The sequence below is a fragment of the uncultured Thiohalocapsa sp. genome (genome assembly GCF_913063425.1).
Lineage (GTDB): Bacteria > Pseudomonadota > Gammaproteobacteria > Chromatiales > Chromatiaceae > Thiohalocapsa.
In genome coordinates this window covers 59,070-70,929 of sequence record NZ_CAJXYK010000030.1, presented here as the reverse complement: position 1 = coordinate 70,929, position 11,860 = coordinate 59,070, and the positions used below count along the sequence as shown (strand labels likewise).

Here is an 11,860-nt window from a genome sequence, read left to right as displayed (position 1 = left end):
TGTCGAGGGCCGCGCGGTGCGGGTGGACTGGGTCTCGGCATCGGCGCCCCTGGCGAAGCGCTCAGGGGCGCGGCGGCGAAACGACGGGCCGCAGTACCGGTGCCTTGTGGAGGTGTCGGCGGCCTCCTCGGGGCCGGCCAGGTCCAGGGTCCAGCTGAAGCAGAGCCGGGCCTCGCAGCCGGCGCGGTCGGTGGCGAGGTGGAGTGTCGGTGCGCTATGCCGCGCCAGGGCGCGGGCACCAGCGCATCACGCGATCAGTGCAGCACATCCTCCAGGCGCGTCGCGCTCAGCACCCGCTCGGACCAGGCGAGCAGCGTCGGTTCGTCGGCCCCGGCAATGCGGCGCTGCACGTCCGCGGGCAGCGCGCCGAACTTCAGGGTCAACAGACGCTCCAGCACCCGCGCCTCGCCCTGCTGCATGCCCTCTTCACGGAAGCGTTCGGCAAGTCGGCACTCACCAACCAAGATTTTCGGGGCTCAACACCTTCAGGGCCGGCTTCACCCGTTACCTTTGCACCTCGCCTGCTTATCGCAGGCGCCATCAGGCAGGTCTGCGACCAGTACTTGTCGCGGCGGTATTCAGCCGCGAGCCTTTCTCGCGATGTAGTAGCCGTAGCTGACGTGGGCGCTGTGGCGCTCGTAGAGCGCGATCTCGTGCTCTTCTGCGGCCACCACCGCCGCGGCGGCGTCGGAGTTGCCGTGCCGTGACAGAAAGTCGCCGAAGCGCGCCTGCATCGGGCGATAGTAGTTATCCAGCCAGCACTCTGTGCCAAGCACGAAGTACCCGAGCGGTGAGAACCCTTCCTGCTCGAGCATCGCCGTCTTGGCCGAGGCGCTGTCCACCTCTGGATACTCCTGCATCCAGTGTTGATGGAGCTCAGCAGGTCGCTCGTGGGTGAGCCAGGTCAGCTCGGAGACGGCGAGAATACCGCCCGGCTTCAGAAACCGTCGCCAGGCTCTGATGCCGTTCGCAAAGCCCATGTTGTAGATCGCCCCCTCGGACCAGATGGCGTCGAAGGAGGCCGCGGCGAAGGGCAGCGCGTCCATGGAAGCGGCGCAGGTCTCGATGCGCCCGCCGAGCTTCTCGCGTGCCGCAGCGTGCTCCAGCCGCTCAAGAAACGCGGGCAGGAAGTCGACGGCGGTGATGGCGGCGTCGAGCTCCCGGGCCAATACGAGCGTGGAGGCGCCGGTTCCGCAGCCGATGTCGGCGATCTTCAGGCCGCGGGCGTCGCGCAGACCGGACAGTGTGATGCTGAGGCGGGTCGCATCGTCGCTGCCCGGGCCCTGGCGTTGGGCATCCCGGTGCAGGTCGATCAAGAGGTCGATGTTTTCCATCTGCTGTTCCTGGTCCTCCCCGGTACCTGGCTGGAGACCGCGCCCAACTGGGTGCGGGCCGTGCCCTTGGGCAGCGCCGTCGGCTGTTCGTCAGTCGGTCGCCGGCGGCTCTGCTGCCGCGCTCCGCGTCTGCGGCGCCGCCTCCACCGGCTCGCCCCGACTCTTGAAAGACAAGCCCTCGCCGACCATCACTGCCTCGATGAGCGGCATGCTCACGGCCTCCTGCGCCGACCAGTCAACGAGAAAGTTGGCACCTGAGCCGCCCCTGCGGTCGGCGGCCTGCACCAGAAAGGACGCGGTGGCCATGGGCGCCAGCACCAGGGGCGCCTCCGGCTGCTCGCGCACCAACTGCCCGTCGCCGTCGAAATAGCGCACCCGGTCGATGCGGATCGGCTCGGCCACATCCGTGTTGCGCACGCTCAGGGTTACGGCGAGCGGGACCGCCTCGCCCGCACCCCGATAGATGTGCGAGTAGGCCGCGACATAGACGCTGCGCCCCTGGGTGACCAGGTGCTCCGGCAGGCGCGGCAGGGTGGACGCCGGCGGCTGGAACGCCGGCTGCTCGTCCTCCAACGCCTGCCAGCGGCCGGCGAGAAAGCCCAGCACCAGAATCACCACCGCGGCGACGCCGGCCGCGAGCGCCGAGACCGCGAGCTCCCGGCGCGACGCGCGTGTGGACCCGGCTGTGCCCGGCGGCATCGGCAGCACCCTCCCCGGCCGCGACTCAGGCGTATGCGCCCGCCCCGGACGCCTTCTTGGTGGCTGGCGTCGCCGTGCGGTAGAGGAGCCAGAGCGACAGCCCCAGCACCACCAGCTCTGCCGTCAGCAGGATCAACAGCGTCAGCAGGCTGATGCCGTCCAGCGCCGAGAGGGACAGGTTGGGGTCTCCGCCGATGTTGGGCGAGACCATCAACCCCGTCTGCGGGTTGGCCAGCATGACGAACAGGATGCGGCTCGACTCAGCAAACAGCATCAGCATCGAGAATACGATGCCGATACAACCCGCCCAGATGCCGATCCAGACGGTCTTGAGCACACCGCCGCCGGTGAGCCGGGAATCTTCCTCTGCGATGCGGCGCCCAAGGCGCGTATAGCGGAAGAACCAGATCGCGGTGAAGATGGTCACGATGAGGCTGCCCCAGGACAGGTAATTGCTGAGGTCGATGCCGCGACGCGCCGGGGAATCCGGCGCAAAGCCGACGATCATGTACAGCGCCAGACTCAATGGCACGGTCAGCAGGACGAGCTGTATGAAAAAACCGATCCAGCCGAGCTTGGCGAAAGTCGTCCCAAGTTGTTCCGGATTCGCCGGTGGCCAGGGTGCGACGGGCATAGGAATATCTCCTGAATCGACAGTGGACCGAGAGCGGATGAACCGCGCGCATGCTACCACCGCTCCCACCGCCAGTGCCGCAATAACTGACGGCAACGCTCGCCGGCAGTGCACGGCAGGCAGCGCGGGCACGCCCGCTCAGGATGGGGCCGCCTCCCCGCCCCGCACCGGCCGGGAGCGCGCCAGCAGGAACAGCCAGGTGACGAGCACAAAGGACGCCGTCAGCGTCGGCACGCCGAAGGGCGTGATCACCGCCACCATGGCCCCCTGCGCCAGCACCGTGAAGACGGCGGCCAGGACCGCATAAGCCGTCGTACCCAGCCCCGGCTGACTGAACACGGCGCCAATGGCCACCGCGGTCAGCAGCGGATTGAAGCCGACAAGCCCGGCGGTCACCAATTGGCTCTCAGCGCCCTGCAGGAGCGCCACCACCAGTGCGATGAGCGCGCCCGCGAGCGCGAAGGCCGCTGCCCGCGGCGAGCCCACCGCGAGCCCGAACAGGATCAGCAGCGCGGACGGGACGTAACCCTTCACGAACACCTGCGAGAGGCGCCCCAGCCGACGGCGATGAAGAACAGCAAGCCCGCCAAGGCGTTGTCCTGGAACAGCACCTGTCCGATGCCGCGCAGGTTGCAGTCCACGAAGCTCAACACCGCGGGTTTCTCACAGCGTCGCCGCCAAGGTGTCGAAGCACCGCTCATCTGGTCTTCCTTCCCCCCTGATCGCTTCCAGCCTGCATCGGCGGGCCGTCTCGTCTGAGGCAATCGCAAGCCGTCTCGCCCCATTGTGTCGCGCGCTGCTGGTTGCCGCCGGGCAGCTCGCCTGCGGCCTGATTGTGAAGCGCCCGCGGTCACGCCCCGGCCTGTCACCGCGGCACCTTCCGGATGGTGACACTTTAGGCGCTGTCCACACCAGCGTCGATGGGGGAATCCGGCGCACGATGCCTCCTTGCTCATATTCTTGGCGATCAGGCCAAAAGCCTGAGCCTGCCCTCCGGTGTGCCGCTCAGGGCGTTGATAAGATCCTGTGCGCCCGAGAATAACGCTCAGCGGGCGCCATGCGCAGTTGGCGGGTTCCGTGCCGCCCCGGCCGACACCCGCGGCCCGACGCGCCAAGGCGCAGCAATCGGCAAAAATCTGCTCAACGTCTGGTTCATCGCCGCCGGTGTGTGGCTCTACGCCCGCTTCCGGGGCGAGCCCTTCGCGCAGCACATCAACAGGGCCTTCTTCGGCGTGGCCCTTGCGCCGATCGTCTCGGAGATCCTGTTCAGCAGCGCACTGACGCTCACCGTCAGCATTCCGCTCGCCGCCGTCACCGGGCTCGTCATCGGCGCCCTGCTCTCCGTCGCGGGCTTCGGCGCCTTCGGCAAGCATGTGCTGAATATTAGCCCCATCATGGCAGGCGTCTTCCTCGGCACCCTGCTGAAGCCCCTTGGCGCCGCCGACCCCTCGCTTCAGCTCGCCGCGCTCTTCGCCACCAACCTGGCGCCCATTGCCGGGCACTTCGGCTGGCACTGGGGGGTCGTCGCCGGCTTCACCCACTCATCCGCGGCGCTCACCGTCGGCGGCGCGCACGGCGGGCTCAATCTGTACAACAACGGCTTCGCCGCGGGCATTGTCGCGTCGATACTCGCGCCGGTTGCATTCGCCATTCGCGAAGGTCGGCAACATCCTGCCGACACGAGGGCCGGCAGCCCGCCCGGACTGACCGACAAACACCGGCAATGCGGAGCACCTGCGGCTCACAGCTGCGCTGCAAGAGCCGCATTTGGACAGCTGGTAGCGCTTCAGCAGTAGGCGCACAACATGGCGGAACAGCATCCTGAGCGGGAGGCGGTGTGGCGAGGTATCGAGCAGATGTGTGTCGCGGTGAATCGTCCCGCCTTCAAAAACTGCTCACCGCCAGGGCAAATGCGTGGAGGAGCCTTGATCATCACTTCAACCATCCGCGCTCTCACCACTCGTAGCCGAGCTTGAGCCGCACCGTCTCGTCGGTGGTCTTGGCCTCCACGGCGGGGCGGCTGTCATGGTCGATTTCGTACTCCATGCTGCCGACGAAGCCTGCAATGAGCGGCACGCGGAAGCCGGTCCGGGCCTCGCACGGCCAGCAGGTCCGCCATCGCCCGTTCACGCGCGCTTGCTACACTGCCGGCCACTACCGGGCGAAGCGATGCCTCACCCACCCGCTGCACGTCCGACGTGAAGTCCAACGGTCGAAGCCCATGTCTGAACACGCACTGCAAGACGCCACCGAGCCGGAAGCCGAGCCGGGCGCCGGATCATCGTCCGCCACCGACGCACCCCTGCCGGTGGATGTCGCCCTCCAGGGCGGCGGCGCCCATGGCGCCTTCGCCTGGGGTGTGCTGGACCGGCTGCTGGAAGAGCAACGCCTGCGCATCGACGGCATCTCCGGCACCTCCGCCGGGGCGATGAATGCGGCCGTCCTGGCGAGCGGTTTCGCGGCGGGCGGCGCCGACGGCGCCCGGCAGGCCCTGACCGACTTCTGGCGGCGGGTCTCGGAGGGCGCCCTGCTGAGCCCGCTCAAGCGCGGGCCGCTGGACGTGCTGCTGGGCCGCTGGACCCTCGACAACTCGCCGGCATTCCTGGCCCTGGACCTGGCCTCGCGGCTGTTCTCGCCCTACGACCTGAACCCCGTCGGCCTGAACCCGCTCCGTGACATCCTGCTGGAGTCCATCGACTTTGAGCACCTCGCCGCATCGCGCGTCAAGGTCTTCATCACCGCCACCTGCGTGCGCACCGGGCGCCCGCGCATCTTCCGCAACGCCGATGCGACCACCGATGCCCTGCTCGCCTCCGCCTGCCTGCCGCAGATGTTCCAGGCCGTGGAGATCGAAGGCGAGGCGTACTGGGACGGCGGCTACTCCGGTAATCCCACCATCTCGCCGCTGGTGCGCGAGTGCAGCGCCGACGACACCATTCTGGTGCAGATCAACCCGGTGGAGCGCCCGGGCACGCCGCGCGCGGCCCGGGACATCCTGAGCCGCGTCAACGAGATCTCCTTCAACGCGCCGCTGCTGAAGGAGCTGCGCATGATCGCCCTGCTGCGGCAGGTGGCCGATCCAGGCCATACAGAAGGCGCCCTGTGGGGCCAGATGCGCATGCACCGCATCGCCTCGGAGCGCATGGTGGAGCTCGGCTACTCCTCCAAGCTCAACGCGGAATGGGCCTTCCTGATCATGCTGCGGGACGAAGGACGGCGGGCAGCGAGCGAGTTTCTGGAGCGCCACGGCGACGACCTCGGCAAGCGCCCGTCGCTGGACATCGATTATCTGCTGGAGGGCATCTGATGGGCCTGCTCGGCATTCTGGTCGGCCTTGGGCTGCTCATCTGGCTGGCCTATCGCGGCTGGAGCGTGCTGCTGCTGACCCCGCTTGCGGCCATGCTGGCGGCGGCCTTCGCCTTCGAGCCGCTGCTCGCGAGCTGGACCCAGACCTTCATGGCCGGCGCCGCCGGCTTCATCGCCCAGTTCTTCCCCATCTTTCTGCTCGGCGCGCTGTTCGGCAAGCTGATGGAGGACTCGGGCTCGGTGGAGACCGTGGCCGGCTTCATCGGCGACAAGCTCGGGCCGCGCCGCGGCATCCTGGCAGTGGTGCTGGCCGGGGCGCTGGTGACCTACGGCGGGGTGAGCCTGTTCGTCGCCTTCTTCGTGCTGGTGCCCATGGCCACCGCGCTGTTCCGCGATGCCGGCATTCCGCGCCGGCTGATGCCCGCGGCCGTTGCCCTTGGCACCTCCACCTTCACCATGTCCATGCTGCCGGGCACACCGGCGGTGCAGAATGCCATTCCCATGCCCTTCTTCGGCACCACGCCCTTCGCGGCACCTGGGCTCGGACTCATCGCGACGGTGATCACGCTGGGGTTCGGGTTGTGGTGGCTCGGCCTCATAGAGGCGTCGGCGCGCAGGCGCGGTGAGGGCTTCGAGGCGGAGACAACGGCTGAGCCCAGCGCCGAGCAGGCGGCGGAAGACTTGGTGGTGCGCGAGCGGGCGACGGTCACCCGGGAGTTCGACCCGGCGGAGTTGCAGCGCGGCGCGGCGTGCGCAGAGCGGCCGGGGGTGCTGGTGGCGGTGCTGCCGTTGGTGGTGGTGCTCGGCGTGAACCTCGCCATGACGGCGCTGGTGCTGCCGAATCTGGATCTCGGCTTCCTCGCCGAGGACCGCTTCGGACCGACCACGCCGGCGGCCGTGAGCGGTATCTGGTCCGTCAGCGTTGCCCTGGCCACGGCCATCCTGACGCTGATCGCGCTGAACCGGCGGCGGCTCACCGACCTGCGCGCCAGCGTCGATGCCGGCGTCAACGCCTCCGTGCTCCCCATCGTCAGCGTCGCGAGCCTGGTGGGCTTCGGCACCGTGGTGGCCGCCCTGCCCGCCTTCGAGCTGGTGCGCGACTGGGTGCTCGGCATCCAGGGCGGCCCGCTGGTGTCGCTGGCGGTGTCCACCAATGTGCTGGCGGCGCTCACCGGCTCGGCCTCCGGCGGCCTCACCATCGCACTGGAGGCCCTGGGCGAGACCTACATGGCGCTGGCCGCGGATCTCGGGCTCGATCCGGCCCTGATGCACCGCGTCTCGGTGATCGGCGCCGGGACCCTGGACATGCTCCCCCACAACGGCGCCGTGGTGACCCTGCTCGCGGTCTGCGGCACCACTCACCGCGAGAGCTATCGCGACATTGTCATGGTGTCCGTCGTCGGGGCGCTGCTGGCCCTCGCCGCGGTCATTGTGCTCGGCCCCCTCTTCGGGTCATTCTGAGCCGTCGGGTGATGCGGCCGCAGCCCGTCGTGTCCCTGATCCTGATCGCGCTCTGGATCTATCTGCTGAAGACCTATTGGTGAATCCCCGAGGGCTTGACTGATGAGAAAACGCAATCTGTATTACCTGTTGGCGGCCATCCTGGTGTCCGCCTGTAACGCGACCCAGGGCAGTGGCCGGACCACACTGAGTGGCGAGGTCGAGCGGGTCTGGGAGGACGGCTTTCGGCTCAACACCGGGCAGCGCTCGGTGACGGTGGATTCCTGGGACGTCTTCGGGGACAACACCCGCAGCCAGGTGCGGGTCGGGCAACGTGTCAATGTGTCCGGCGAGATGTCAGGGGGCGAATTCGATGCCAGCTCCATCACCATCGCGGGTGAAGGCTCAGCCTCCCAACGCGGCGCATCGGCCGGCAGCGGCCCGCAGGCCGAGGCGGGGCGGGAGACCCTCACCGGAACCATCGAGCGGGTGTGGGAGGATGGCTTTCGGCTCAATACCGGGCAGCGCACCGTCAACGTGGACAGCTGGGACATCTTTGGCGACAACACCCGCAGCCGGGTCAGCGCCGGCCAGCGGGTGCGGGTTTCCGGAGAGATGTCGGGCGGGGAGTTTGACGCGACCGCGGTGAATCCGCTCTGATCGGGTTGATCTTGCGACACCGCCACAGCGCACTCGCGGCCCGAAACCCGGCTGTTGTCCCGCGGTATGGGCCAGCCGGCGCGTTCTGATCAGACCACCTGGTTGCCGTCGGCCGGCACCTCCCAGGAAAACGACGGCAACATCGCAAACGCCCGGCGCTGTCCTTCGTCCCAGCTTTGGCTCAGCGCCACCAGATCCGGATCATCGACATCCAGCCGCAGCCGGTGGCTCGGGCCCATCCAATCCCGCGGACAGAGCACAACCTCATAGGGCGGCGCGACGGTGAGATTGGCCCGCGCGGTGCTCTCAAGCGACACCAGACACAGACGCGCGCCCTCTTCCAATGACAGGCCGCAGCGGGCAAAGCGGTCCAGCGAGGACTTGCCGAATTTGCTCTCGAAGTATCGGTCCGGCGATGGCTGAAACAGGTGCATTTTGCTGTATGACGAGATGTGATCGACCCCCGCGTTGGTGCGCGAGTCGCAGGCCATCACCAACCCCTGATCCAACAGCAGCCCCACACAGTAGGTCATGGTGGTTATCCTCTGAGTGAATGTCCGGCGCAAGCCGGGCGCATCATGCGCCGTCGTTGCGCGGCCCGTAATTCCCGGTATCATGCCAACGTTGCCGTGACCAATGCTACCGTGCCCGCGGCAACCGGACACAACCGCTCGCGGCAGACCCCACCCCAAGCGCAATGCCGCAAGCCACCGCAGCAGCAATCGCCGGAGTATGAGTCCCATGGAGTTACAGGACGGCCTACTGCGCGTCGAGTCCTTCCTTGCCGTCACCATCGGTATTCTTGTGCTCTTCGTCGGCAAGCGCCTCAATGAGCGCGTGCGCCTGCTGCGGGAGCTGAGCATTCCGGAGCCCGTCACCGGCGGACTCTTGTTCTCGGTGCTCTTCGCCCTGCTCTACGCGGCATCCGGCACCCTGGTGGAGTTCGAGCTGCGGGCGCGTGACGTGCTGCTGGTGTATTTCTTCACCACCATCGGCATCAACGCGCGGGCGGCTGACCTGCTCGCCGGCGGCCGGCCCTTCGTGGTGCTGCTCGTGCTCACCATTGGCTTCATGTTTGCGCAGAACCTCACCGGCATCTCGGTGGCGGCATTGTTCGGTCTGCCCGCGGCGGTGGGCGTTGTGGGCGGCACGATGTCCCTCATCGGGGGGCATGGCACCACCATCGCCTGGGCGCCCAGCATCGCCGAGCAGTACGGCATTGCCAATGCCATGGAGATCGGCGTCGCCAGCGCCACCTTTGGCCTGATCCTGGCGAGCCTCATGGGCGGGCCCATTGCCCGCTTCCTCATCACCCGCCACCGGCTGACCCCGTCCCAGCCGCAGGCGCAGGAAGAGATCCAGGAGGTCGGGCTGACCGAGACGCAGCAGAGCGCCGGCATCGGCCACATGGACTTTCTTGGCGCCGTGCTGGCGATCCATATCGCCATTATCTTCGGCGCGGCCCTCAACGAGCTCCTCGCCGAGACGGGTTTCATGCTGCCGCTCTTCGTCACCTGTCTATTTGCCGGCATTCTGCTGTCCAACCTGGTGCCGCGCAGGCTTTACCGGGCGCTCGGTGTGAATTGGCAGACCCGCACCCCGGCCATTGCGCTGATCGCCGACATCGCGCTGGGCACCTTCCTGGCCATGTCTCTGATGAGCATGCAGCTCTGGACGCTGATCGATCTGGCGGCGCCCATCTTCACCATCCTCGCCGCGCAATTCCTGCTCGCGGTGCTGGTGACCCTGTTCGTGCTTTTTCCGCTGCTCGGGCGCAACTACGACGCCGCGGTGGTGGCCGCCGGGTTCGGCGGCGTCACCCTGGGGTCGACACCGACGGCCATGGCCAATATGGCCGCCGTCACGCACAGGTACGGCGCCTCACACCGCGCTTTTATCATCGTGCCGCTGGTGTCGGCGTTCTTCATCGACATCGCCAATGCCCTCATCATCCCGTTCTTCCTGCAGCGCTTCAGCTGAGCGGTGTGTGAAGAGCGGCCTTGATCATCACTCCGTGCAAGGGCTTGCCTTGTGGGAGCGTCGCCGCCGCGCCTGGGTGCCCGTCGCGCCGGTGAAGGCGCTTCCACGTACGCATCGGTGATCAGGTGCGCCTCACCGAGACCACCACTGCGGTCCTTGAGCTTCAGCGCGGGCGCGATGCCGGCGCCATGGGCATGGAGGCCACCAGCAGCGTTGACCGCGCCGCGGGGAGCCGCCCGGCGGGCACCATGCGCAACGCCATTCGGCTGTACGGTCAGATCGTTGGCATCGACCAATCCGCCGGCTCCGTGCAGGTCCGCGGCGGCCAGGACACCCGCACTTTCGAGCTTGAGGACAAGAGCCTGCTCCGCCAGCTCAGGGTGGGCGACGGCGTGGTCGTCACCATCCGCGACAGCATCACCGGCGAGATCACCGTCCGCTGAGACTGGCCCTTGCCTCACCAAGCATCGGTTGAAGCCGGCCCGGCTCAGATATTGGGCGGTCTTCCGGCACCTTCGTTTATTGGCGGCTTACGCGGCTCAAAATGGCGGGGCATCCTGCCCCGCACGCGGACTGGCGCGAAATTGGCGTTTCCCTAGCGTCCGGGAATGACGATTTCGACCGTCTCGACGGAGTACGTCCAGTCTGCGCCTTCGGCCTGCGTCGCCACCTGCTCTATCTCCAGGAACGCTCTCTGGCCATCCGGGAGCCGCCCAATGGTCTTGGATTCAAACACCAGCGATGCGGGCGCATACTCAACCGTGTTCACCACGTCCAGAAAATCCGGCAACGGCGCGCCCGGCTCCTCAATCGTGAAGCTCGTCGTGAATTTTACGGGACCCTTTGCGGGCGCGGCCCCAGCGACCACGTCCACGGCCTTGGCGCCGAGAATCGTCGCCGTGCCGGCAAAATCGAATTCGTTGGTAATGATCTCCTCGATCGACTGCGCGAATCCCAAGGCATTCGCGGTGACCAGGGCCACCGTGATCCGCGCACGGCCGTCAGCGAGTGTGCATTCACGTACCTGACCCGTTACCCGGGTGTTGAGGCTGAGACTCGGGTCCTCACTCTTGGACAATCTCGTTTCACCATGAAGGCCTGCCGATGAGCCTCGTGACTGGTCGGTCGGGGCTCTCCTGAAAGTTGAACGCATGCGCCCTTTTGTTGGCAATCTCTTGATCTCGCCCATGTCTGAAGCACAGTGACGAAAGCTTCCCTCGATGTTGCCTCCCTGACGCATTGCGATGCCTCCTTACCAAGCAATTGCTGCCTTTCCCCGCAGACAAATGGGGTACGCATTCAGCGAATCACAGTCTATCGTTGCGGGCATCGCCCCGAGAGGCACCTCCCCAATTTGATTCTTCGAAAGAGGAGAAGCCGTTTCGTCCGCGATTGAACGTGAGAACGTCGACGGCCGCCGAATCCGCGCTGCCCGTAGCGGGACCGGCGGTCAGCTGACAAGCCCTCTGGGGCAAGGATCGCCAGGCAAACAGCCATGTGCTGCTCTTGCCTGACCAAGCATCGGATCGAGCCCAGCCTGCTCAGATACTGGGCAGCCTCCCTCCGCCTTCCTTTGTCGGCGTAGGCCGCTCAAAATGGGAGGCACCCTGCCCGGTGCCGGAAACGCCAATCAGTGGCGTTCCCCAGCGGCTGATGCCCTGGGATGACAGTCCCGGGCAGGCCTGCGCTGGACCGGCTAGACTGACAGTACCGGGCACGGCGCTCGTCGCAACACTGCCTCGCGCCAACACCATTGCAAGACCTCCGCGACAACCGAGAATTTGTACACCGCGTTGATGCGGACGAC

The 11,860-nt window shown here is 67.0% G+C and carries 15 protein-coding genes; 6 read left to right on the top strand and 9 right to left on the bottom strand.

Annotated features, from left to right (window positions below; all coding sequences use genetic code 11):
- Positions 1-254: 254 nt before the first annotated feature.
- The 6 genes from QZ607_RS16205 to QZ607_RS16180 form a co-directional block, all read right to left on the bottom strand.
- Positions 255-419 carry a DUF4351 domain-containing protein gene (locus QZ607_RS16205; protein WP_295884666.1) on the bottom strand — a complete coding sequence of 55 codons (165 nt, stop codon included), beginning with the start codon at positions 417-419 and terminating at the stop codon, positions 255-257.
- 159 nt (positions 420-578) lie between these two features.
- Positions 579-1,334 (bottom strand): class I SAM-dependent methyltransferase, encoded by a 756-nt coding sequence (locus QZ607_RS16200; RefSeq protein ID WP_295884664.1) that lies wholly within the window; start codon positions 1,332-1,334, stop codon positions 579-581.
- 90 nt (positions 1,335-1,424) lie between these two features.
- Positions 1,425-2,033, bottom strand: a complete 609-nt coding sequence (locus QZ607_RS16195) for a DUF3124 domain-containing protein (protein WP_295884660.1) — start codon at positions 2,031-2,033, stop codon at positions 1,425-1,427.
- Between the two features lie 25 nt (positions 2,034-2,058).
- On the bottom strand, positions 2,059-2,667 hold the full coding sequence (locus QZ607_RS16190; protein WP_295884658.1) for a DUF3611 family protein: 609 nt from the start codon (positions 2,665-2,667) through the stop codon (positions 2,059-2,061).
- Between the two features lie 138 nt (positions 2,668-2,805).
- On the bottom strand, positions 2,806-3,201 hold the full coding sequence (locus QZ607_RS16185; protein WP_295884656.1) for an urea transporter: 396 nt from the start codon (positions 3,199-3,201) through the stop codon (positions 2,806-2,808).
- Positions 3,198-3,317, bottom strand: coding sequence for an urea transporter (locus tag QZ607_RS16180; RefSeq protein WP_295884654.1), 120 nt, complete (start codon positions 3,315-3,317; stop codon positions 3,198-3,200). Before QZ607_RS16180 ends, QZ607_RS16185 begins: the two co-directional genes overlap by 4 nt.
- Positions 3,318-3,587: 270 nt before the next feature.
- Here QZ607_RS16180 and QZ607_RS16175 point away from each other — a divergent pair, with 270 nt between their 5' ends.
- A complete protein-coding gene (locus tag QZ607_RS16175; RefSeq protein ID WP_295884651.1) occupies positions 3,588-4,463 on the top strand; it encodes a DUF1576 domain-containing protein in 876 nt (291 codons plus the stop codon).
- A 157-nt stretch (positions 4,464-4,620) separates the two neighbouring features.
- On the opposite strand, the gene QZ607_RS16170 is transcribed toward QZ607_RS16175, so the two are convergent.
- On the bottom strand, positions 4,621-4,797 hold the full coding sequence (locus tag QZ607_RS16170; protein ID WP_295884650.1) for a DUF481 domain-containing protein: 177 nt from the start codon (positions 4,795-4,797) through the stop codon (positions 4,621-4,623).
- 91 nt (positions 4,798-4,888) lie between these two features.
- Between QZ607_RS16170 and QZ607_RS16165 the strand changes: the two genes are divergently transcribed.
- The 3 genes from QZ607_RS16165 (at position 4,889) to QZ607_RS16155 (ending at position 8,073) form a co-directional block, all read left to right on the top strand.
- A complete protein-coding gene (locus QZ607_RS16165) occupies positions 4,889-5,974 on the top strand; it encodes a patatin-like phospholipase family protein (RefSeq protein ID WP_295884648.1) in 1,086 nt (361 codons plus the stop codon).
- Positions 5,974-7,434, top strand: a complete 1,461-nt coding sequence (locus QZ607_RS16160; RefSeq protein ID WP_295884646.1) for a GntP family permease — start codon at positions 5,974-5,976, stop codon at positions 7,432-7,434. Before QZ607_RS16165 ends, QZ607_RS16160 begins: the two co-directional genes overlap by 1 nt.
- A 102-nt stretch (positions 7,435-7,536) precedes the next feature.
- The gene (locus QZ607_RS16155; protein ID WP_295884644.1) at positions 7,537-8,073 is read left to right on the top strand and encodes a DUF5666 domain-containing protein; all 537 of its coding nucleotides are present in this window, start codon (positions 7,537-7,539) and stop codon (positions 8,071-8,073) included.
- An 89-nt stretch (positions 8,074-8,162) separates the two neighbouring features.
- Here QZ607_RS16155 and QZ607_RS16150 read toward each other — a convergent pair whose 3' ends face one another.
- On the bottom strand, positions 8,163-8,606 hold the full coding sequence (locus QZ607_RS16150; RefSeq protein WP_295884642.1) for a hypothetical protein: 444 nt from the start codon (positions 8,604-8,606) through the stop codon (positions 8,163-8,165).
- 208 nt (positions 8,607-8,814) lie between these two features.
- Here QZ607_RS16150 and gltS point away from each other — a divergent pair, with 208 nt between their 5' ends.
- Together gltS and QZ607_RS16140 are read left to right on the top strand one after the other, a co-directional pair.
- Positions 8,815-10,053, top strand: coding sequence for a sodium/glutamate symporter (gene gltS / locus QZ607_RS16145; protein WP_295884639.1), 1,239 nt, complete (start codon positions 8,815-8,817; stop codon positions 10,051-10,053).
- 125 nt (positions 10,054-10,178) lie between these two features.
- On the top strand, positions 10,179-10,496 hold the full coding sequence (locus QZ607_RS16140; protein ID WP_295884637.1) for a hypothetical protein: 318 nt from the start codon (positions 10,179-10,181) through the stop codon (positions 10,494-10,496).
- Between the two features lie 152 nt (positions 10,497-10,648).
- Here QZ607_RS16140 and QZ607_RS16135 read toward each other — a convergent pair whose 3' ends face one another.
- The gene (locus QZ607_RS16135; RefSeq protein WP_295884634.1) at positions 10,649-11,242 is read right to left on the bottom strand and encodes a hypothetical protein; all 594 of its coding nucleotides are present in this window, start codon (positions 11,240-11,242) and stop codon (positions 10,649-10,651) included.
- Positions 11,243-11,860 lie beyond the last annotated feature (618 nt).

Bases quoted from the DNA above. Each gene is read 5' to 3' on its own strand.
- QZ607_RS16205 (WP_295884666.1), bottom strand. From the start codon at position 419: ATGCAGCAGGGCGAGGCGCGGGTGCTGGAGCGTCTGTTGACCCTGAAG.
- QZ607_RS16200 (WP_295884664.1), bottom strand. From the start codon at position 1,334: ATGGAAAACATCGACCTCTTGATCGACCTGCACCGGGATGCCCAACGC.
- QZ607_RS16195 (WP_295884660.1), bottom strand. From the start codon at position 2,033: ATGCCGCCGGGCACAGCCGGGTCCACACGCGCGTCGCGCCGGGAGCTC.
- QZ607_RS16190 (WP_295884658.1), bottom strand. From the start codon at position 2,667: ATGCCCGTCGCACCCTGGCCACCGGCGAATCCGGAACAACTTGGGACG.
- QZ607_RS16175 (WP_295884651.1), top strand. From the start codon at position 3,588: ATGGGGGAATCCGGCGCACGATGCCTCCTTGCTCATATTCTTGGCGAT.
- QZ607_RS16165 (WP_295884648.1), top strand. From the start codon at position 4,889: ATGTCTGAACACGCACTGCAAGACGCCACCGAGCCGGAAGCCGAGCCG.
- QZ607_RS16160 (WP_295884646.1), top strand. From the start codon at position 5,974: ATGGGCCTGCTCGGCATTCTGGTCGGCCTTGGGCTGCTCATCTGGCTG.
- QZ607_RS16155 (WP_295884644.1), top strand. From the start codon at position 7,537: ATGAGAAAACGCAATCTGTATTACCTGTTGGCGGCCATCCTGGTGTCC.
- QZ607_RS16150 (WP_295884642.1), bottom strand. From the start codon at position 8,606: ATGACCTACTGTGTGGGGCTGCTGTTGGATCAGGGGTTGGTGATGGCC.
- gltS (WP_295884639.1), top strand. From the start codon at position 8,815: ATGGAGTTACAGGACGGCCTACTGCGCGTCGAGTCCTTCCTTGCCGTC.
- QZ607_RS16135 (WP_295884634.1), bottom strand. From the start codon at position 11,242: ATGGGCGAGATCAAGAGATTGCCAACAAAAGGGCGCATGCGTTCAACT.